Origin of the sequence: Streptomyces sp. B5E4, assembly GCF_039871555.1 — a bacterium.
Classification (GTDB): Bacteria; Actinomycetota; Actinomycetes; order Streptomycetales; family Streptomycetaceae; genus Streptomyces.
Genome location: NZ_JBDPMI010000010.1, coordinates 87,953 through 106,200 on the forward strand (window position 1 = coordinate 87,953; position 18,248 = coordinate 106,200).

Genomic DNA, 18,248 nt, shown 5'->3' on the forward strand with positions numbered 1-18,248 from the left:
CATCGGTAAATCTCACTGCCAGGCTGGCAAACGACCTCTGACGGCTCCGTCGCCCCTGGAGATTTCCGTGATTCTGTCGATCTCAGGCGTTGTCCTGCTGGGAGTGATCGTCTTCCTGTTCTTCCGCAAGGACGGGCTGAAGCCTTCCCATGCCATCATCTGCGCCCTCTTCGGGTTCTACTTGGCGGGCACCGCGATCGCACCCAGCATCAAGGCCGGCGGCCAGAGCCTCGCCAGCCTGCTGGGCGGCATCAAGCTCTAGGACGCCCCGGCCCGCCGGCGTCCCGCACCCAGGACTCGGAGACCGACGCATGCGACGACCGCCAGCCCGGCCGTTCGGCCGCGAGACACCCCCCGCGGCCCCCGGCCGCGGGGCGGCCGGGACGGCGGCGGGCGGCGCCGCGGACATGCTGCGGCCGGTACTGGTCCTGACCCGCGGCGCCGGCCGGCTCGCGGTCGCCGCCCGGCGGCGCTGGCAGGCGATGCCGAAGGAGCGGCGGGGTCCGACGGCCTTCCTCGCAGGCGCCTGCCTGCTGCTGGTGTACCTGATGCCGTACGGGCCGCTCGCCGCCGCCGTGGCGCTGCTGGTCGCGGCGGTGTGGGCGGGCCGCAACGGGGCCGGGCGGGACCCGGCGGAGGACGAGGACGCGGCGGCACGGCGGCAGGAGCGGCTGACGGCGCTGTACGAGGCGCTGGTGCCGTACTTCTCCTCCCCCGACGACCCGCACCCCCTCTACGCCCACGAGGGCGACACCGAGCAGGTCTTCGGCGACGCGGAGTTCGACGGCGACGGCCGGCTGACGGCGCTGCGGCTGCGCTACCCGCCGTACTTCCGCGACGGCGAGCCCGAGTCCCGGGCACGTATCGAGCAACTGCTGTACGCCAAGTGCGGGCGCGGGCGCGAGTACCTCTTCGACTGGCACGAGGACGACAACCGCCTCGACCTCGCCGTCCTCGACCCGCTGCCCACCGACATCGGCGCGCAGCCCTACGTCACCGCGCACGGCGAGTCGGTGCTCGGCTTCACCGACGCCGAGGGCGTGCGGCGGACGCTGCCGGTGCGCACGGAGGCCGGCGAGCGGGACGAGCCGCCGGTGCTGTGGCGTACCGGACCGCGCTCCACGGAGCCCCATCTGCTCGCCCTCGGCCAGCCCGGCACGGGCACCACGACGCTGCTGCGGTCGCTGGCGCTGCAGGCGCTGGGGCACGGCGAGGTGCTGGTGGTCGACGGCGGCTCCACGGGCGAGTTCGGCTTCCTCGCGGGGTGTCCCGGGGTGCTGGCGGTGGAGTCCACGGTGGCCGGCGCGCTGGCGCTGCTGCGCTGGGCGGCGGAGGAGACGGAGCGCCGGCTGCAGCGCCCGGTCGCCGCCGGCGGCGCGGCGGGCGGCGGGCAGGCGGCGGGGCCGCGGCCGCGGCCGCTGTGGATCGTCGTGGACCGGCCCGCGGCGCTGAGCCATCTGGCCGCCGCGGCCGGCCGGGAGGATCCGCAGGGGCTGCTGGAGGTGCCGCTGCGGCACGGCCGGGCGGCGAACGTCACCGTGGTGGTGGCGGACCAGTTCGACTGCGCCGCCTTGCTGGGTCCTGCCGTACGGGACCACACCCGCGCCCGCGTCGTACTGGGCCCCGCCTCGGCTGCGCAGGTCGCCTCCGTCCTCGGCGCCCCGCCGCACACCACGCCGGTGTACGACGTCCCGCCGGGACGCGGCTACGTACGCCTCGGCCAGGGGCAGGTGCACCGGCTGCAGGTGCCCGCGACGCCCGACCCGCACCACCGCGAGACGCCGGAGGCGCTGCGCCGGGCGGTGCTGGAGCTGCTTCCGGAGCCCCCGGCCGACGGGTCGGCGGCCGGCGCGGCGGCGGCACGGTCCGGCGGCTGACGGCGGCCTCCGGCCGGGACCGGCCGCCCGGTGGTCGCCGGACCGGGCGGGCGGGTGCGCCTCGTCGGTTCTCGCCGCGCACCCGTGTGTCGCGGCGGTCGGAGGCGCTCCGCCCCCGTGGCCGCTCCTGCGCGATGACCCCCGCGTCAGGCGATGAACGCCCCCGCCGGCTCCGCCGCCACGGGCCCGCCGCCCTCCGACACGGCGCGGGCCGCCGCCGCGAGCCGGCCGACCGCCTCCTCGGCGACCGCGCCGGTCACGGTGAACGGCAGGCGCACGTACCCCTCGAAGGCCCCGCCGACGCCGAACCGCGGGCCCGACGGGATCCGTACGCCCACCCGCTCGCCCGCCTCGGCGATCCGCGAGCCCGACAGTCCGCCCGTCCGCACCCACAGGGTCAGTCCGCCGTGCGGCACGGTGTACTCCCAGTCGGGCAGGTGGCGCCGCAGGGCGGCGACGATCGCGTCGCGGTTGGCGCGGGCCTGGGAGCGGCGCAGACCGGTGGCCGCGGCCCAGCCGCCGCCCTCCAGCAGCCAGGTGGTCGCCAGTTGCTCCACCACCGGCGAGCCGAGGTCTGCGTACGCGCGGGCGGAGACCAGGCTGCGGATCACCTCGGGCGCCGCACGCACCCAGCCGATCCGCAGGCCCGCCCAGAACGCCTTGCTGGCCGAGCCGACGGTGACGACGGTGGAGCCCGCCGGGTCGTACGCGGCGACGGGCCGGGGGCGTTCGCCCGTGTCGTCCAGGCGCAGTTCGCTCATCGTCTCGTCGGCAACGACGACCGTGCCGGCGCGCCGGGCGGCGTCGACGAGCGCGCGGCGCTGGTCGTCGTCGGCCAGGGCACCGGTGGGGTTGTGGTAGTCGGGGATGACGTACGCCAGCCGCGGGGCGGCGTCGCGCAGGGTCTGCCGCCAGGTCTCCACGTCCCAGCCGGTCAGCCCCTCGCCCATGGCCACGGGCACGAGCCGGGCGCCGTCCTCGCGCATGAGCTGCAGGATGTTGGCGTAGCTCGGCGAGTCCACCGCGATGCGCTCGCCGCGGCCTGCGAACAGCCGGCACAGGGCGATCATCGCCCCCATCGCGCCTGTCGTGATCATGATCTGCTCGGGCATGGTCGGCACCCCGCGGGCGGTGTACCGCTCGGCGATGGCCGCGCGCAGTCCCGGCAGCCCCGCGGGGTAGTCACCGTGCGTGTGGGCGTAGAGCGGGAGTTGCTCCAGGGCGCCGTGCATGGCGCGGGTGAGCCAGGGCTCGGGGGCGGGCAGCGCGGCGCAGCCGAGGTCGATCATCGAGCCGGTGGCGTCCGGCGGCAGCGGCTCCAGGCCGCGGGTGGGCAGCGGGTGCCCGGCCGGTACGGAGGTCCAGCTTCCGGCTCCGCGGCGGGATTCGAGGAAGCCGGCCGCGCGCAGGTGTTCGTACGCCGCGGCGATGGTGGTGCGGCTGACGCCGAGGGCGGCGGCCAGTTCGCGCTCGGCGGGCAGCCGGGTGGCCACGGGGATGCGTCCTTCGAGCACCAGCAGGCGCACGCCGTCGGCCAGGGCGCGGTACGCGGGCACGCGGCGGCCGGGCCGGTCGAGGGCCACGGCGCCCGCGCTCTCCTGCGACCGCAGCAGGCGCGCCAGCTGAACCGCACCGACGGCCGATGTCCATTCCGCCATGAGAACCAGTCCACCTTTCCCCGATTGGCCATATCACCAGCACAAGTCCGGTCCACATAGTGGCACGCAGCCATCCAACAGGACCAGAGGGGAGCCAGTCTTGTCGCGCTGGAGGGGATCTCGTACGGCCCGCAGACTCGCGCATCTGTACGTCGGCCTGACGCTGTACGGGCTGAGCTGCGCGCTGATGGTGCGCGCCGGGATCGGGCTCGACCCGTGGGACACCTTCCACCAGGGGCTCGGCAAGCAGACCGGGTGGTCCATGGGGGTCGCGACGATCGTGGTCGGGGCGGCGGTGCTGCTGCTGTGGATACCGATCCGGCAGCGCCCGGGGCTCGGCACGGTCTCCAACGTGGTGGTGATCGGCGTCGCCATGGACGCCTCGCTCGCGCTCCTGCCCGACGTGCACGGCCTGGGCCTGCAGATCCCGCAGATGCTCGCCGGCGTCGCCCTCAACGGCGCGGCCACCGGGCTGTACATCTCCGCCCGCTACGGCCCCGGCCCCCGCGACGGGCTGATGACCGGGCTGCACCGGCGCACCGGACTGTCCGTCCGGCTGGTGCGCACCCTGATCGAGGTCGCCGTGCTGGCCTCCGGCTGGGCGCTCGGCGGCGCGGTCGGCGCCGGCACCGTCGTCTACGCCCTGGCGATCGGGCCGTTGGCCCAGTTCTTCCTGCGCTTCTTCGCGATCCCGGAACCGCCCGACGCCCAGCCGGAGCCCGCCGGCGGGCCGGAGTGTGACGCGACACCCGCGAGGTGAATTATGTGCCGCCTGGCGCGGAGCGGTAGTGTACGCCTCCGGCTCGGCAGGCGGACCGTTACAGCATGCAGTGAGATGAAATCAGTCGGTGACATCTCCGTCACATGTGACAAAGCGGACGCCTGTGGGTAGAAGCAATGGGGCGGCACGACGGGCGACGCATGTCCCGGAACGGGAATCTTCATCGCCGACCGGACGTTGACCGGATGACGACGACAGCGACACCTGTCCTGTGGGCGACAAGCCCGGGAGGCAACGATTCATGAGTGAGCGAGCTCTTCGCGGCACGCGACTCGTGGTGACCAGCTACGAGACGGACCGCGGCATCGACTTGGCCCCGCGCCAGGCGGTGGAGTACGCATGCCAGAACGGCCATCGGTTCGAGATGCCGTTCTCGGTCGAGGCGGAGATCCCGCCGGAGTGGGAGTGCAAGACGTGCGGCGCCCAGGCGCTGCTCGTCGACGGCGAGGGACCGGAGGAGAAGAAGGTCAAGCCCGCCCGGACGCACTGGGACATGCTCATGGAGCGGCGCACGCGCGACGAGCTCGAAGAGGTCCTGGCCGAGCGGCTCGCGGTACTGCGCTCCGGCGCAATGAACATCGCCGTGCATCCGCGCGACAGCCGCAAGTCGGCCTGAGACGCGGAGCCGCTTTCGGAGCACGGCATCGGCAAGGGCCCGTCCCGCAGTGGGACGGGCCCTTCCGGGTGCCCGAAAACGGTGGGCGGCCCGCGGTGACCTCCGGCCCGTACGCCGGAGGGCGGCCGGGCCTGGAGCGATCGAGGGCCGAACGAGGACCGGCTGCCGGGGCTAGCGCTCCGGCGGCCGGTCCTCGCCGTCCTCGTCCCGTATCACCTCGCCCCGGACGACCTTGCCGTCCGGACGGTGGATACGCGCCTGCGTGTACGCCTGCCCCAGGTCGTGCCCGCCGGCCGAGCGCTCGATCATCCGCGTCAGCCTGCGACGCACCAGCGACCGTACCGGCGGCAGCAGCAGAAGCAGTCCCGCGGCGTCCGTGACCAGGCCCGGGACCATCAGCAGCAGTCCGGCGAGCATCGTCAGCCCGTTGCCCGAGCCGCGGCCGCGGTCCGGCTCCGGCGCCTCGCCGCTCTGCTGCCGCTGAAGCTGCTCGGCGAGGGACTTCCAGGCCCGCCGGCCCGCCCGCTTGATGACGACCGTGCCCAGCACCAGCCCGCCCACCAGCACCGCGAAGACGCCCAGGACGCCGATCTCGGAGCCGAGCATGATCAGCAGCCACAGCTCCAGCAGGGCCCACGCGGCGACGCCCAGGGGGGCCAGGGTGCGCACGAGCGACCGGCGACGGCGTGGCGGGCGGCCGCGGCCGTCACCGGGACCGCTGCGGCGGCCGGAGCCGCCGGCGCCCGCCCCCCGGTCGTCGGAGCCTGCCGGGTCCTCGTAGGGCTGCGGAATGCGATCGCTCATGACTCAAGTGTGCCTGCGGCCGAGAATCCGCCCCAGCCGGGACCGTACGCCCCAGGCGGGCACCCGCCACGCCGCCTCGGCGAAGATGTCCTTGCTCATCTTGGAGTCGCCGCGCTCGCGCTCGACGAAGGTGATCGGGACCTCCACGACGTGGTAGCCGGCATCGGCCACCCGCCGGGCGAGATCCACCTGGAAGCAGTACCCCTGCGAGGCGATGTTCGCCAGCCCGATGCCCTCCAGCGTCTCCCGGCGGAACGCGCGGTAGCCGCCGGTGACGTCCCGGATGCGCAGCCCGAGCCAGATCCGCGAGTACGCGCTGCCGCCGCGGGAGATGAACTCCCGGGACTTGGGCCAGTTGACCACCCGGCCGCCGGGCACCCACCGGGAGCCGAGCACCAGGTCGGCGCCCTTGAGCGCGGTGAGCAGCCGGGGCAGTTCCTCCGGCCGGTGCGAGCCGTCGGCGTCCATCTCGACCAGCACGCCGTAGTCCTGCTCCAGGCCCCAGCCGAAGCCGGCGAGGTAGGCGGCGCCCAGGCCCTCCTTGCCCGCCCGGTGCAGCACGTGTACGCGCGCGTCGTCGGCGCTCAGCTCGTCGGCGAGCTTCCCGGTGCCGTCCGGGCTGTTGTCGTCGACGACCAGGATGTCGGCGTCCGGCACCGCGGCCCGCACCCTGGAGACGATCGACTCGAGGTTCAGGGCCTCGTTGTACGTCGGGATGATCACCAGGATCCCGCCCAGCGGGCCGTAGCGCCCCTGAACCCCGTCTGTCACTGCCGTCCCTTCCGCAATTCCCGCTTGAGCCGTCCTCGCGCGCACACGGCTGCGCGGGACGGACGCCCACCATAGCCAGAGTCCACCGGAGTCCGGCACCGAGGCGGTGCGCAACGGTACCGCGGGACGCCACGCGGGGATCACCGGGACGGCCGCGGAGGGCCGCCGAGGAAAGGGAAACGGGGAAGAGGTGCCGGCCGGCGGCTCGCGGGGCCGTGCCCGCGCGGCCCACGCCGCTGCGGGTCGGGCCCGGCGCCCTTCGGTCCGACCTGGGACCCGCTGGCTGCGGATCGACCGAGGGCCGTTGTCTACTGAGCGTCCGGGCCCCACCCGGGGTCACACCAGCCCGACGGATGCCATCCTCCCTCGCCCCCGTGCCGGAGTCCTGGACCTGGCTGCCTGCGATGGGGCGCCGGTGCGGCACACCATCCGTGGCCCAGAACGTTCCACGACTGCGCGGAGGTGATCCGGCCGGACGTCCTGTGGTGGACTCGGCCGAAACTACCCGCCGTTGCCCGTTGCGTGTCAACAGCCGTGTCACCTGTGGCGTTTTGCCGAAGCGGCTGGTCAGTCCCGAAATCAGGCCGCGGTCCCACGCCCGGGATGGCGTTCGTTCGGCCTATCGAAGATCGTTAACTCACCCGATCAGCCCCGCGTGGACGGTGTTTCCGGCCACGACGGTCCGCAGGCACACGGGCAGTTCCGCGCCGGGCGTGAGATCCGGCAGGCCCGGGGTGCCGGAGCGCGGGTCGGTCGACCAGCTCGCGATCCGCTCGTCGGGCACCTGTACGACGAGGTCGCCGGCCGCCCAGACGGCGTAGTCCGCGGGCGCGCCCGGCACGAGCACCCCGGCGTCGTCGCGGCCCACGGCGCGCCAGCCGCCGCGGGTGTGGGCGGTGAACGCGGCGCGGGCGGAGATGCGGTGTTCCGGCGTGTGGTGGAACGCGGCGGCCTGGACGGTGCGCCAGGGGTCGAGCGGGGTCACCGGGGCGTCGGAGCCGAGGGCGAGCGGCACACCGGCGCGCAGGAGGGCCGCGTACGGGTTGAGGGTCCGCGCCCGCTCCGGGCCCAGCCGGCGCGCGTACATGCCCTCCTCGCCGCCCCAGGCGGCGTCGAACGCCGGCTGCACGGACGCCGTGAGCGCCAGCTCCGCGAATCCGGCGACGGTCTCCGCGGTGAGCATCTCCGCGTGCTCCACGCGGTGCCGCAGCGCCCGTACGCGGTCCAGGCCGACCCGCTCGGCCGCGGCCCGTACACCGTCCACCACGGCGGCCACGGCGGCGTCCCCGATGGCGTGGAACCCCGCCTGGAGCCCCGCCTCGGTGCAGGCGGCGACGTGGTCGGCGACGGCGGCGGCGTCGAGGTAGCCGTTGCCGCGGTGCCCGGGGCGGTCGGCGTACGGCTGCGTCAGGTGGGCGGTACGGGAGCCGAGGGAGCCGTCGGCGCAGAAGTCGCCGGCCGCGCCGAAGGCGCCGAGTTCGCGCAGGCGCCGGGCGTCCTCGGGGCCGGTGACGGCCTCGCCCCAGTAGCCGGTCACCCGCGGCCCCGGCCGCTCGGCGGCCAGCGCGAGGAGCGCGGCGAAGTCGTCGGTGCCGCTGATGTCGGGGCCCGCGCACTCGTGCACGGAGCCGATGCCGACGGCCGCCGCGCGGTCGAGCGCCGCGCCCTGTGCGGCGGCGCGCTGCGCGGGCGACATGGCGGCGTACGCGGCGCGGCGTACGGCGTGGTGGGCGTCGCGGGTCAGCGGCGCGTCCGCGGCGTAGCCGTCGCGGCCCGCGATCCCGGGTACCAGGTCGAGCAGGGCGGTGCTGACGGCGGCGGAGTGCACGTCGACGCGGGTGAGGTAGAGCGGCCGGCCGCCGGCGGCCTCGTCCAGTTCGGCGCGGCTCGGGGGGCGGTTCTCGGGCCAGCCGGTCTCGTCGTACCCCTGGCCGATGAGCACCCGGTCCGCGGGGCGGGCGGCGGCGTGCGCCCGGATCCGGGCGAGGGCGTCGGCCAGCCCGGTGGCGCCGGACAGGTCGAGGCCGGTCAGCGCCAGCCCGGTGGCGGTCAGATGGACGTGTGCGTCGGTGAACGCCGGGGTGACGAGGGCGCCTTCGAGGTGGACGACCTCGTCGGCGGCGTCGGCGAAGCCGTCGGCCGCCCCCTCGGAGCCGACCCAGGCGACGTGGTCGCCCTCGACGACCATGGCGGTCGCGAACGGGTCGGCGGGGCTGTGGACGGTGCCGCCGCGCAGCAGCACGGTACGGCGGGCGGAACCGGCCTGCGGACGCCCGGAGTTCGCGGGTCCCGCGGGTCGGGCTTCGGGGCTCTCGGCGGTCACGGCTGCGGTGCCTCGGATTCGGATCGGGGGCGCCGCGCCGTCAGATGCGCGGCGGCCTGGCTTCGTACGGCGTGGAGAGCACGACCGTCGTGCGGGTGGAGACGCCGGCGAGCGAGCGGATGCGGGCGAGCAGGTCCTCCAGCTCCGCCGGGGCGGCGACGCGCACCTTGAGGATGTAGTTCTCCTCCCCCGCCACGCTGTGGCACGCCTCGATCTCGGGGACTTCGGCGAGCCGGTCCGCGATGTCGTCGGGGGCGCTGGGGTCGAAGGGCTTGACCGAGATGAACGCGGTCATCGGCAGCCCTATGGCCTCCGGGTCGACGATGGCGCCGTAGCCGCGGATCACTCCGCGCTGCTCCAGCCGACGCACCCGCTGGTGCACGGCCGAGGTGGACAGGCCGGTGGCCTTGCCCAGGTCGGTATAGCTCATCCGCCCGTCCCTGACGAGCAGCTCCACGATGTGCCTGTCCAACTCCTCCACAACGCATCAACTTACTTCGTTTGCGGCGGTCAGGTACATCCGGGGCGGCTGGGGCGCTCGGGGAGGGCGCTTTCGGGGGCGCAGGGGGCGCACACGGTGGCGTGTGATGAAGGCCACAGTCCATCCGGGAGCGAGGGGGACCCTGCGGACGATTATTCGGATGACAGCGAGGGAAATCCTTGCTGTGGTCGAGACCACCACGTGACCGTCCAGGTGGCCCAACCTGAGGGGGAGCAGCATGCGCCGTTCCGAGCATGTCGAGCTCGTCGATCCCGATACCGTCGGCGACGACGAGGACGGCGGTTACGCCGAGACCTCGCTGATCTTCCGGGTGCTCTGCCCGGACTGCGTCCAGCCCATCGCCCTGCTGGAGGGCGAGGACGTGCTGCCGGAGCACGCGCGCGTGACCCCGGCGAACCCGTTCGGCCTGACCGTGTGCACCGGCTCCGGCAGTCCGCTGTCCGCCGCGGTGCCCGAGGACGCACGGCTGGATGCGCGCACGGAGGACACCGCGGTGCTGCTCACGCTGCCCGAGGGCCTCGACTGGCGCCGCCAGCCCTTCTCGCACGTCGGCGGCCCGGGCAACGAGCCGGCGCGGCGGCGGCTGCCGGGGATGCGCCGGCGCAAGTAACGCCCGCACGCCGCCCCGCGGCACCCGCCCGCGCTCCGGTCCCGCGCCCCCGGCGCCGTACGAACCGGCCGCCCGGTTATCCCCGGTCCGTCTCGGCGCCCAGCAGGTGCCGCGAGACGACCACGCGCTGGATCTGGTTGGTGCCCTCCACGATCTGCAGCACCTTCGCCTCGCGCATGTAGCGCTCCGCGGGGAAGTCCGCCGTGTAGCCGTAGCCGCCGAGCACCTGCACGGCGTCGGTCGTCACCCGCATCGCCGCGTCCGTGCAGAACACCTTGGCCATCGCGGCGTCCTGGGCGAAGGGCAGTCCCGCGTCGCGCCGCCGCGCGGCGGCGAGGTACAGCGCGCGCCCGGCCGCGATCTGCGTCGCCATGTCGGCGAGCAGGAAGCGCAGTCCCTGGAAGTCGGCGACGGGCCGGCCGAACTGCTGCCGCTCCAGCGCGTATCCGTGCGCCGTGCCGAGCGCCCCCTGCGCCACCCCGATCGCGCACGCGGCGATGCCGAGCCGGCCGGAGTCGAGGGCGTCGAGCGCGATGGTGAAGCCCTGCCCCTCCTCGCCGATGCGGCGCGCGTCGGGGATCCGTACCCCGTCGAAGTGCAGCAGGCCGGTGGGCGAGCCCTTCATGCCCATCTTCTTCTCCGGCGGCGCGGCGGTGAGCCCGGGGGCGTCGCCGGGCACGAGGAAGGCCGTGATGCCGCCGGCGCCGGGGCCGCCGGTGCGGGCGAGAACGGTGTAGAAGTCGGCGACGCCCGCGTGGGTGATCCACGCCTTGGTGCCGTCCAGGGTCCAGGTGTCGCCGTCGCGTACGGCCCGGGTGGTCAGCGCCGCGGCGTCGGAGCCGGAGGCGGGCTCGGAGAGGCAGTACGCGCCGAGCATGCCGCCGCCGAGGATGGCCGGAAGGAACTCCTTGCGCTGCTCCTCGGTGCCGTAGCCGGCGACCGCGTGGGTGGCCAGGGTGTGCACGGAGGTGCCGAGGCCGACGGTCAGCCGGGCGGCGGCGAACTCCTCCAGCACCTGCAGATAGACCGTGTACGGCTGCTCCCCGCCGCCGTACTCGGCCGCGTAGGGCAGCGCGAGCAGTCCCGACTGCGACAGGGTGGCGAACAACTCGCGCGGGAAGCGGCCCGCTTCCTCTTCTTCGGCCGCCACGGGAGCGATCTCCCGCCGGACCAGCTCGCGGACGAGGGCCAGCAGGTCGCGGGACTCCTCGGTGGGAAGCTCGCGTTCCACGGGCAGCGGACCACGTACGGCCATGCGGTGCACTCCTCTTCGCCGGGCGCGCGTACGGCGCTGTCGACGGCGGCTCCGGCCGGGATATGGCGGCTCCGCCCGTTGTGTTCGTGCAGCCCGATGCTGCCCCGCCGGATTACGGCGAGCCGGCATGTAAGGCTGCGGTGAAGGGGAGTATGCCCGATCGGCGGTACGGCGAGACAGACGGGGTACGCAGCGAACCGGCCACTTCGCAGTGCGGGTTCCGGCGTCAGGGGGCGGCGGCGCCGTGGAGTGCCAGACCGGCCAGGAGGTCGTCGTAGCCGGCCTTGACGCGGGCGACGCTCATGCCGCCGGTGCGGCGCTGATAGCCGTAGAGGTTGGCGGCCAGCGGCGCGAGCAGGGCGTCGGCGAGCCAGCGCACGTCGGCCTCCGGCCGGACCCGGCCGACGAGCAGCGCGAGGTGCTGCCGGTACAGCTCGTACGAGCCCTCGGTGAACCGTGCGTCGGCGGAGTCCATCTCGGCCACGAGCAGCAGCCCGAGCTGGTCCTCGGTGCGGTCGACGAGGGCGTGCAGGAAGGCGCGGATGCGCTCCGGCGCGCCGGCGCCGGGCCCGAGCGGCGGCGGCCCCTGGAGGAACGCGGTCTGGAACTGCACCTCGCGGTCGTCGATGACCGCGTACGCCAGTCCCGCGCGGTCGCCGAAGCGGCGGTAGACGGTGCCGACGCCGACGCCCGCGGCCTTGGCCACCTCGTCCATGGACAGCGCGTCGGGGCCGCGCTCGGCGACCATCGCGGCCGCGGCGGCAAGGATCCTGCGGCGGTTCTCGGCGGCGTCGGCGCGCTCCGCCGGCGGGCCGCCGACCAGGGGCAGCCCGGCGCCGGCGGGGCGCCGTCGGTCGATCGCGTCCTCGTGTGTCACCTGCGCTCCTTCCTGTCCGGAGGATAGCGAAGGGGAGAGTTCTCCGGTTCTCGCTGGCATCCGGAGAACTCTCCGGTTACCCTTCGAAAGCGCCAACCGGAGAACTCTCCGGATACCGAAGGGAACGAACATGACGCAGCTCGCGGGCCGTACGGCCCTGGTCACCGGCGGCAGCCGCGGCATCGGCGCCGCCATCGCGCGGCGGCTGGCCGAGGAGGGCGCCGACGTGGCGCTGACGTACCACCGCTCGCCCGAACGGGCCGCGGAGGTCGTACGCGCCGTGGAGAAGACCGGCCGCCGGGGGCTGGCCATCCCGGCCGACGCCGCGGACCCCGACGCCGTCGTCGCCGCGGTGGACCGCGCCGCCGCCGGACTGGGCCGGCTGGACATCCTGGTGAACAACGCGGGCATCGCGCCGTACGGCCCACTGGCCGAGGTGCGCCGGGAGGACGTCGACGCGGTGCTCGCCATCCACGTCCGCGCGGTCTTCCTCGCCTCCCAGGCCGCCGCCCGCCATCTCGGCCCCGGCGGCCGGATCATCAGCATCGGCAGCAGCTTCGCCGAGCGGGTGCCGATGCCCGGCTGGACGATCTACGCCGCCAGCAAGTCCGCGCTGACGGGCCTCACCCGCGGGCTCGCCCGCGACCTGGGCCCGCAGGGCATCGCCGTCACCGTCGTCCACCCGGGCGACACCGACACCGAGATGAACCCCGCCGATTCCCCCGACGCCGACGCCGCCCGCGCCATCAGCGCGCTGGGCCGCTACGGCCGCCCCGAGGACGTCGCCGCCACCGTGGCCCACCTCGCCGGGCCCGGCGGCGCGCAGATCACCGGCGCGGCGATCGCCGTCGACGGCGGCTTCGCCGCGTAGCGCGGCCGCCTGCGGCCCCGCGCGCCCCTCCCCGTACGACCCGAACGACCGACCCGGGAGACACCGTGCCCTGGATATTCCTGCTGATCGCCGCCGGCCTCGAACTCGTCTGGGCCACCGCCCTGAAGCAGTCCGACGGCCTCACCCGCCTCTGGCCCTCGACGATCGGGCTGGTGATGGCCATGGCGAGCGTGATCGTCCTGACGATGGCGCTGCGCAGCCTGCCCGTCGGCACGGCGTACGCCGTCTGGGTCGGGCTCGGCTCGCTCGGGGTGGCCGCCGTGGGCATCCTCGCGCTGGGCGAGAGCGCGTCGCCGGCCCGGCTGGCGTGCCTGGGACTGATCCTCGTGGGCGTCATCGGCCTGAAGTTCGTCGAGGGCTGAGCGCGCGGAACCCGCCGGGCGCACCGTGAGTTGACCGGGCATGGGTGACGTCGTGCCGTATCTGGTCCTGTGCGGCTGCCTGGTCGCGGTGATGGGACTGCTCACCTGGTTCAAGGGGCTCGTACGCCGCCGCGGGCTCGCCGGCTCGGCGATGCGGGGCGCGCTGGCCGCGTACGAGGAGGCGATGCGCGTCACCGCGCACGACTCCCACCACGAGGTCCGCGCGGCGGCGGAGCGCCAGGCACCGGTGGGTGCCCCCGGGGATCCACGCCGGCCCGGCGGGCCGCTGCGGCCGGGGGCCACACCGCCCAGGCGGAAGGGCGGGCCGCGCCGCCGCCGGTTCCGCTTCCGGCGGTAGAAGAGCCCGCGATCTCCCTGCGTGCTCCCTGGGCGCGTGTACGGCGAAGGGCCCGCCTTCCTCTCCGGAGAGGAAGGCGGGCCCTTCGCCGACGTGGCGCGGCGGCGTCAGCGGATGCCGACGGCGGCCAGCGCGGCCTTCTGGGCACCGGTGATCTCGCTGCCCCACAGCACGTAGCAGATGCCGCCGGTGCCGGAGCGGACCTTGCCGGCGGCGTCGTAGCGCTTCGTGCGCAGCCAGATGTTCTCCCACTGGCGGCGCTTGTAGACGTGGCGCACCGCCGGGTTGTTCGGCGAGGCCGGGTCGTTGGCGACGACGTCGCCGTCCTTGGTGAAGCCGACGACGGTCATCAGGTGGCCCGACGTGCCGTAGCCCGCCCCGTCCAGCTCCGCCTCGATGAAGGACTGGGACGTTATCAGCGGGATGCCGGCGCCCACGAGCAGTTCGGCGTCGGCGAGCGAGCCGAGCCGGGTGACGACGCCGTTCATGTCGCGGTACGTGCTCGCGTAGGCGGTGTTGAACGGCCAGTTGCCGCAGCCCTCGTACTGGTAGTCGTACGTGAAGCGGGCGGCGTGGCAGACCTGCGGGTCGTCGTAGTCGGGGTTGACCCACTCCAGGTCCCCGGCGGCGGGCTTGCGGCCCCAGTACTCGATGATCATCTGTGCGGAGGTGGGGCTGCACCAGGCCTCGCCGCCGTTGTCGTACTCCGGGTAGCGGCCGGCGTGGATGTTCTGCGAGTAGCGCGGGACGATCAGCTCGCGCGACAGCCGCGGCGTGCTCGCGGGCACCTCGAAGCGGTCCGGCACGTCGGAGCCCATCGCGCCGACCCGCCACACCTGCGGCGTCGCGTCGCTGCCGGGCTTACGGTAGAGGGTGACCCGCAACTGGTAGTCGACCAGCCGCAGTCCGCTCGCCGCGTCGTCGACGGAGAAGGTGTCGGTCCAGATGCTGCTCTTGCCGTCCGACTGGTCGTCGACCGTGGTGCGGCGGATGTCCGCGTCACCCGCGGCCCAGCGGCCCATCACGTACCAGGGCGTACGGACGCCGTCGTTGTACGTGCCGCGCAGCTCGACCATCAGCCAGGTGCCGGCCGGGGTGGCGGCGTTCCAGGAGGCGACGACCTCGGTGGCGGGCGGGGCGAGCCGGTGGACCGGGGAGGTCCAGGTGGCGTACTCCCAGGAGGCGGTGGTCCCGGTGTGCGGGTCGGCGTACTCCGTACGGCCCGCGGGGCGGCCGATCACGATGCCGGGGCGGCTGCCGGGGACGACCTTCGTGCCGCGGGCGCTGCCGCGGCGCCAGGCCGGCGCCGAGGCCCAGCCGTGGTAGTCGACGAGGGAGCTGCCGAGCGGCGGGCGGCCGGCCGTGCCGCCGGGAGCGGCGGGAGCGGCGAGCGCGGAGGCGGACGCGGCGGGGGCGGCACCGGCCGCTGCGGCCGCGAGGGCGGCAGCCAGTACGGCACGCCGTGACGCACTTCGGGGCATGGCGGACTCTCCAGACGATTGCGGCGCATGCTGGGGGGCAGGCCACAACTATTCACCCTCGCTCTGCCGTTAGGAAGTCAATCCGTGCTATGAGATGGGTGAACATTGGTTCATACCACTGGTGTGACCTGGGGTGGAGAAAGGCGCCGCCCGGCGGTCGCCGTAGCCTTGCGGCGATGAACACCGACCCCCCGGCGTCCGACCCCGCGCCGGCCGCCCTGGCCCGCGAGCTGCGCGGTCTGGCGCCCTCCTGCGGACCCGTGCGGCTGGTGGCCGTCGACGGGCACGCCGGGTCGGGCAAGACGACGTTCGCCGGCCGGCTCGCCGCGGCGCTGGGCGGGGCGCCCGTACTCCGGCTGGACGACATCGCGACACACCGCGAGTTCTTCGGCTGGACCGAGCGGCTGCGGCGCCAGGTGCTCGACCCGCTGGCCGCGGGGCGCCCGGCGGTCTACGACGCGTACGACTGGGACGCCCGCGCCTTCACCGCGCGCCGCGCGCTGCCCCCGGCGCCCGTGGTGCTCGTCGAGGGCGTCGGCGCGGGCCGCCGGGAGCTGCGCCCGTACCTCGCCCGGCTGCTGTGGATGGAGGTGCCGGCCGCGGCGGCGTGGGCGCGCGGGCGGCGGCGCGACGGGCCGGGGCTCGCGGGGTTCTGGGACGAGTGGGAGCGGGCGGAGCGGGCGCACTTCTCGGCCGACCCGTCCCGCCCGTACGCCGGTCTTCTGGTGGTGCGTCAGGGGGACGCGTACCGGCTGGTCCCGGGGCCTGTGCACGCCCGGTGACGAGGGCGGGCGCACACCGTGCGTAGCCGGTCGGGGGACCGGCCGGAATATGCCCCTCCAGGCCCCAACTCCGCTTGACCCAGGGGCAGTACAGGACTTACGTTCTCAGTGAGCGGGCCCCACCGGCACCGCCTCACGCGCGAAGCCCCCGATTGTTCCCCCGTGATCGGGGGCTTCGTTCTGTCCTCAAGAGGGAACAATGGGATGACTTACGTACCGGCCGCCCCTCACCCACGGTCACCACGTCGGGCGGCCGGATCCCCCGCGCGCGCGTCCGATTCGTGCCGTCGGCCCGTATCGCCGCCGCGGGTACCATGCGAGCAGGCCGTCTTTTGCGCAACTCCCCTGCTTTGCAGGGGAGTTCACGCGAGACGGCCGACCAGCGACCCGAGGAGATCCACGGGGGAACGGTTGGTGGCTACGTGATGGACAACGGCGCGCGCGGGCCCGAGGCCCCCGCGGAGCTCGCCTGGCTGCGGGGCGTCGACGCCTACACCATGGGCGCGTACACCCGGGCCGAGGAGGAGTTCAGGTCCGCCGTGCGGCTGGACCCGCAGATGGCCGACGCCTGGCTGGGGCTGCACGCGCTGCGGGCGGACACCGCCACGGCGCTGCTGGAGATGTACCGGCACCGCGACCGCTTCGGCGAGCAGCGCGCCCGGCACCGCCGCCCCCTCAACTCCTGGTACTGGCTGGGCTGGTGGGTGCAGCCCGTGCTCGACTCCGGCCGCGACCTGCTGCTCGCACACGCCTCGCACTGGCTGGACGGCCGGCACGTCGCCGAGCTGGAGCAGGCGCTCGCCGCCTGTCCCCCGGCCGAGGCCGACCCGCAGGTCCGCTTCCTGCACGCCTGCCGCGCGTATCTGGTCAAGGACTGGGAGCAGCTCGTCCGGCTGACCGTGCCGCTGACGGACGACCCGCTGCTGGGCATCGAGGCCGGCCTGTTCGCCGGCATGGCGCGGGTGCGGCTGGAGATGTACGGGCAGGCCGTGCCGATGCTCTCCGCCGCGCTGATGCGCTGCCGCAGCGAACAGCCGCAGCGCAAGGAGCTGCGCTACTGGCTGGCCCGCGCGCAGGAGGGCTCCGGCCGCAGCGCCGCCGCGCTGCCGCTGTACCGCGCGGTGCACCGGATCGACCCGTCCTTCATGGACACCGCGGCCCGGATCGCCGCCATCGACGGCCTGGACGACTTCGACGGCCTGGACCCGGTCCCGGGCCTGGCGTCGGTGTCCCTGGGCGGCGCCGAGCAGGAGACCGCGCCGGGCGACCCCGCTCCCCCGGCGCCGGACGGCCGGGAGCTGGTGCCCGCCGACGAGGTGCTGCGCCCGCCGCCGCCGGCCGCGGGCTCGGGCGTGCTGCGCGAGCGGGCCCCGCTGCACGCGGGCTCCGCGCACCAGCCGGCCGCCGCCGACCCCGGGATGCTCGCCGAGGCGCTGGCCGATCTCGACCGGATGGTGGGCCTGGACCCCGTCAAGCGGCAGGTGCGGGCGCTGTCGGCGCAGCTCAACATGGCGCGTCTGCGGGCCGGCGAGGGCCTGCCGGTGCAGCCGCCGAAGCGGCACTTCGTCTTCTCCGGCCCCTCCGGTACGGGCAAGACCACCGTGGCGCGCATCCTGGGCCGCGTCTTCTACGCCCTCGGGCTGCTCGCCAGCGACCGGCTGGTGGAAGCCGGACGGGCCGATCTCGTCGGGGAGTTCCTCGGCCAGACCGCGGTGAAGGCCAACGACCTCATCGACTCCGCGCTCGGCGGCGTGCTCTTCATCGACGAGGCGTACAGCCTCGCCGGCGTCGGCTACTCCCGCGGCGACGCGTACGGCGACGAGGCCCTGCAGGTGCTGCTCAAGCGCGCCGAGGACAACCGCGACCGGCTCGTCGTCATCCTCGCCGGCTACCCCAAGGGCATGGACCGCCTGCTCTCCAGCAACCCGGGCCTCACGTCCCGCTTCACGACGCGCGTCGACTTCCCCAGCTACCGCCCGCTGGAGCTGACCGCCATCGGCGAGGTGCTGGCCGCGCAGAACGGCGACAAATGGGACGAGGAGTCGGTCGAGGAGCTGCGCAGCATCTGCGGGCACGTCGTCGACCAGGGCTGGATCGACGAGCTGGGCAACGGCCGCTTCCTGCGCACGCTGTACGAGAAGAGCTGTGCCTACCGCGACCTGCGGCTGTCGGCCTACCCGGGACCGCCGGGCCGCGAGGACCTGGCGACGCTGCGGCTGCCGGACCTGATGCAGGCGTACGGCGAGATACTCTCCGGCCGGGAGCCGAAGGCCGAGCCGGACGCCGGCTGACCGGCCGG

Annotated in this window: 18 protein-coding genes; 10 read left to right on the forward strand and 8 right to left on the reverse strand. The window is 74.6% G+C overall.

Features of this window, described 5'->3' with window-relative positions; translation table 11 throughout:
• The first annotated feature begins 67 nt into the window (after nt 1–67).
• Nucleotides 68–262 carry a hypothetical protein gene (locus tag ABGA99_RS15845; RefSeq protein WP_326800026.1) on the forward strand — a complete coding sequence of 65 codons (195 nt, stop codon included), beginning with the start codon at nt 68–70 and terminating at the stop codon, nt 260–262.
• Nucleotides 263–311: 49 nt separating this feature from the next.
• A complete protein-coding gene (locus tag ABGA99_RS15850) occupies nt 312–1,877 on the forward strand; it encodes a hypothetical protein (RefSeq protein WP_347579835.1) in 1,566 nt (521 codons plus the stop codon).
• A gap of 146 nt (nt 1,878–2,023) precedes the next feature.
• On the opposite strand, the gene ABGA99_RS15855 is transcribed toward ABGA99_RS15850, so the two are convergent.
• The gene (locus tag ABGA99_RS15855) at nt 2,024–3,535 is read right to left on the reverse strand and encodes a PLP-dependent aminotransferase family protein (protein WP_047019546.1); all 1,512 of its coding nucleotides are present in this window, start codon (nt 3,533–3,535) and stop codon (nt 2,024–2,026) included.
• 100 nt (nt 3,536–3,635) lie between these two features.
• On the opposite strand from ABGA99_RS15855, the gene ABGA99_RS15860 reads away from it, so the two are divergent.
• Together ABGA99_RS15860 and ABGA99_RS15865 are read left to right on the forward strand one after the other, a co-directional pair.
• Nucleotides 3,636–4,295, forward strand: coding sequence for a hypothetical protein (locus tag ABGA99_RS15860; protein WP_347582861.1), 660 nt, complete (start codon nt 3,636–3,638; stop codon nt 4,293–4,295).
• A 262-nt stretch (nt 4,296–4,557) separates the two neighbouring features.
• Nucleotides 4,558–4,932, forward strand: a complete 375-nt coding sequence (locus tag ABGA99_RS15865; protein WP_026276152.1) for an RNA polymerase-binding protein RbpA — start codon at nt 4,558–4,560, stop codon at nt 4,930–4,932.
• A gap of 171 nt (nt 4,933–5,103) precedes the next feature.
• On the opposite strand, the gene fxsA is transcribed toward ABGA99_RS15865, so the two are convergent.
• The 4 genes from fxsA to ABGA99_RS15885 all read right to left on the reverse strand — a co-directional run bounded on the left by fxsA (nt 5,104) and on the right by ABGA99_RS15885 (nt 9,311).
• Nucleotides 5,104–5,736 (reverse strand): FxsA family membrane protein, encoded by a 633-nt coding sequence (gene fxsA / locus ABGA99_RS15870; protein WP_347579838.1) that lies wholly within the window; start codon nt 5,734–5,736, stop codon nt 5,104–5,106.
• A gap of 3 nt (nt 5,737–5,739) precedes the next feature.
• Nucleotides 5,740–6,507, reverse strand: a complete 768-nt coding sequence (locus tag ABGA99_RS15875) for a polyprenol monophosphomannose synthase (protein WP_347579839.1) — start codon at nt 6,505–6,507, stop codon at nt 5,740–5,742.
• A 637-nt stretch (nt 6,508–7,144) separates the two neighbouring features.
• Nucleotides 7,145–8,830: an amidohydrolase family protein gene (locus ABGA99_RS15880; RefSeq protein ID WP_347579840.1), complete on the reverse strand. Its 1,686-nt coding sequence runs from the start codon at nt 8,828–8,830 to the stop codon at nt 7,145–7,147.
• A 40-nt stretch (nt 8,831–8,870) separates the two neighbouring features.
• Nucleotides 8,871–9,311 carry an Lrp/AsnC family transcriptional regulator gene (locus ABGA99_RS15885; protein WP_018835479.1) on the reverse strand — a complete coding sequence of 147 codons (441 nt, stop codon included), beginning with the start codon at nt 9,309–9,311 and terminating at the stop codon, nt 8,871–8,873.
• Nucleotides 9,312–9,549: 238 nt separating this feature from the next.
• On the opposite strand from ABGA99_RS15885, the gene ABGA99_RS15890 reads away from it, so the two are divergent.
• Nucleotides 9,550–9,942 carry a hypothetical protein gene (locus tag ABGA99_RS15890; RefSeq protein WP_347579841.1) on the forward strand — a complete coding sequence of 131 codons (393 nt, stop codon included), beginning with the start codon at nt 9,550–9,552 and terminating at the stop codon, nt 9,940–9,942.
• Nucleotides 9,943–10,018: 76 nt separating this feature from the next.
• On the opposite strand, the gene ABGA99_RS15895 is transcribed toward ABGA99_RS15890, so the two are convergent.
• A complete protein-coding gene (locus ABGA99_RS15895; RefSeq protein WP_347579842.1) occupies nt 10,019–11,197 on the reverse strand; it encodes an acyl-CoA dehydrogenase family protein in 1,179 nt (392 codons plus the stop codon).
• Nucleotides 11,198–11,423: 226 nt separating this feature from the next.
• Nucleotides 11,424–12,074, reverse strand: a complete 651-nt coding sequence (locus tag ABGA99_RS15900; RefSeq protein ID WP_347579843.1) for a TetR/AcrR family transcriptional regulator — start codon at nt 12,072–12,074, stop codon at nt 11,424–11,426.
• 130 nt (nt 12,075–12,204) lie between these two features.
• On the opposite strand from ABGA99_RS15900, the gene ABGA99_RS15905 reads away from it, so the two are divergent.
• From ABGA99_RS15905 to ABGA99_RS15915, 3 genes are all read left to right on the forward strand, one after another.
• A complete protein-coding gene (locus tag ABGA99_RS15905) occupies nt 12,205–12,945 on the forward strand; it encodes an SDR family oxidoreductase (RefSeq protein WP_347579844.1) in 741 nt (246 codons plus the stop codon).
• Between the two features lie 65 nt (nt 12,946–13,010).
• Complete coding sequence (locus ABGA99_RS15910) at nt 13,011–13,328, forward strand: multidrug efflux SMR transporter (protein WP_347579845.1); 318 nt, start codon at nt 13,011–13,013, stop codon at nt 13,326–13,328.
• Between the two features lie 40 nt (nt 13,329–13,368).
• Nucleotides 13,369–13,686, forward strand: coding sequence for a hypothetical protein (locus ABGA99_RS15915; protein WP_347579846.1), 318 nt, complete (start codon nt 13,369–13,371; stop codon nt 13,684–13,686).
• 107 nt (nt 13,687–13,793) lie between these two features.
• Here the strand turns inward: ABGA99_RS15915 and ABGA99_RS15920 are convergent, their stop codons facing one another.
• Nucleotides 13,794–15,167, reverse strand: a complete 1,374-nt coding sequence (locus ABGA99_RS15920) for a peptidase C39 family protein (protein ID WP_347579847.1) — start codon at nt 15,165–15,167, stop codon at nt 13,794–13,796.
• A 176-nt stretch (nt 15,168–15,343) separates the two neighbouring features.
• Between ABGA99_RS15920 and ABGA99_RS15925 the strand changes: the two genes are divergently transcribed.
• Nucleotides 15,344–15,949: a hypothetical protein gene (locus ABGA99_RS15925; protein ID WP_347579848.1), complete on the forward strand. Its 606-nt coding sequence runs from the start codon at nt 15,344–15,346 to the stop codon at nt 15,947–15,949.
• Between the two features lie 425 nt (nt 15,950–16,374).
• Nucleotides 16,375–18,240 carry an AAA family ATPase gene (locus ABGA99_RS15930; protein ID WP_347579849.1) on the forward strand — a complete coding sequence of 622 codons (1,866 nt, stop codon included), beginning with the start codon at nt 16,375–16,377 and terminating at the stop codon, nt 18,238–18,240.
• The last annotated feature ends 8 nt before the right edge of the window (nt 18,241–18,248 follow it).